Raw genomic sequence first — 2,193 nt, 5'->3', positions numbered from 1 at the left:
GTAGGGGTAGAGAGAGTGGGCGGTGGATGTTGCTTTTCCTCCTAGAGAAGTTATGTTTATTATGAATAGTTTTTTTGTTTTGGTTATTTTTTTAATTGTTGTAAAAATTCCTGATGGTGCTAAATAATACAAAGGCCTTTCATTGACATCTTTTATTAAATATTCTAGTATAATATTTCTAGAAGTTTCATTTTTAATAATATCTTTTAAAAAGTCCAATTCTTCTAGCGTCTGCCTTTTATGAAAATCATCTAAAATAACACTTTTTTCTTGCCAATCTCTAAAACCTGAAATTCTAGCTAAAAAATCTCCAAAATCATAAAGTCCTATATAACAATCTACAATACCATCTTTAATATCCTTAAGATGTTCCATTAATCCTTTATTTGTCATTTTCTAGCCTTTTTAATTTGCAAAGAAGAAGTAAAATAATATTTATTAGTTTTCTACTAAAAAGAATGATTATTGATAAATAACATATCATTTCAAATAATCCATATTTTGAAAAATATCTACCTAAATATATGAAATTTAAAAATACAATTGGTGGAAAGAGTAATAAGTTTTCACAAAAAATACTATACACCCAATCTATAACTTTACTAGAAACTCCATATTTACTTTTGCAATTTTTACATTTTATTTCTAATTTGCCTGAGAATATATTCCAAATATTTTGCAATTTATTGATTTTTCCTTTACAAACTTCACATTCTTTATAAAGCGACATTTATCTTATCCCTTTACCATTTTCTACAATTTCTTGCCTTTTTCTTAAAGCTTCTTTTATATTTTCTTTAATATTAATAGTGGTATTGTTTTCATTTACATTCATCTAAAGCCTTTTGAATTTTATTTATTGTATCTTCTAGAAAAGGTGATATATCTTTACGATAATTTCTCAAATTTTCTTTTAATGTTTTGTCAAAAAGTTTTGAGCCATCTGGATCTAAGTTAATAAATATAGTATAATTTCTCTTTATTTGATTAAACATTAAGTTTCTATTTTCAAAAGAGCACAATTGATTATTGCGAAGTAAAAAAGAGCTCGGAATTGATATTTTTAAATAAATTGCTGCATTTTTATATTCTGTTCCCTTATCCAAATAACCTACACCCTCTAAGTAATCATAAAATTCTTCGTAATGTTTTATAAATTTAAATTCTTCTTCAAAAATTTGTCTTTTTAAATCTCTAGTTGATGCTCTTAAGTTTAGATATTTTTGTTTTTCATTTGAGTTTAAATCACTTATGAAATTAAGATAGCGAAAAAAAATTTGTTCACCACCAACTAAAAAGTAAAATGTATTAGCGTAATTTTGAAGAGAAGCTTGGTAATATTTATCTTCAAATCCAAATAATTTAGCTACCTTAAAATCAAAAATAGCCTTTTGCATTTTTTCATTTAAATCTTTAAAATCTTCTAGTTTAGGTTGATGGTCATCTATAATTTTAATCATGTCTTTAGGACTTGGGTTTAAAGTTATTTTTTCAAAATTTCTAAATTCTTGTTCTTTTTCAAAGCGATGATTTGTTTCCCAATAAATCGTATATAAAGGAGAATAAAGTAATCTTGCAAGCACAGCAAGTATTATGATAAATATAATACAAGGTATATAAAATCTTTTAAGTTTGTAGAAGGGTTTATTCATTGTTTATCCTTTATTACTCTGCTTTAAGTTCTCCACCTCTAACCACAAGTCCATTAGAGTCTATAGTTACTTCAACTCCACCTGCTTTAATGATAACACAATCAGGTTTTGCATTAATAATTGTTTCTCCTACCTGTATAGTCGCTTCGCTATCGGCTTTTAACTCATGAATAGTTTTTGCGTAAGTTGTGATATTATCAGCTACCATGCTTGTATTTTTATCACTTTCAAATCCTATGGATTCATTACTTGTAAAAAGAATATTGTCTTTGCTTTTATAATCCATCTCTTTCTCGCTTAATACTTGCATTTTATCGCTGATATTAATATCATAATGCCCCTCAACCACCTCCTTTTTATTTCCCTTCACATTCCTTGTCTCATCTTTATGGATAATAGTGTTTTGATTAGCACCTATTTCTATGTCTTTGTTTTCTCCTACAAACTCATGAGAGTTTTTAGCCACTCTTACTTTATTATCTACTCCTACATTTAAGGTATTGCTTAATCCTACTATGGTATCTTTAGATAAGCCTACATT

At 26.7% G+C, this 2,193-nt stretch carries 2 protein-coding genes and 1 pseudogene; all 3 read right to left on the bottom strand.

All coding sequences use genetic code 11. The annotated features are described in order from the left end of the window. Positions 1-393, bottom strand: a pseudogene (locus ELQ11_RS09435) (hypothetical protein); the annotation flags it as partial. A gap of 428 nt (positions 394-821) precedes the next feature. Beyond that, complete coding sequence (locus ELQ11_RS10180; RefSeq protein ID WP_243833552.1) at positions 822-1,652, bottom strand: hypothetical protein; 831 nt, start codon at positions 1,650-1,652, stop codon at positions 822-824. Positions 1,653-1,665: 13 nt separating this feature from the next. Beyond that, the coding region (locus ELQ11_RS09420; RefSeq protein WP_134225298.1) for a VgrG protein at positions 1,666-2,193 on the bottom strand (528 nt) is incomplete at its 5' end.

The organism is Campylobacter sp. US50a (assembly GCF_004379015.1).
GTDB lineage: Bacteria > Campylobacterota > Campylobacteria > Campylobacterales > Campylobacteraceae > Campylobacter_D > Campylobacter_D jejuni.
This window is presented reverse-complemented; position numbering and strand designations above follow the sequence as displayed.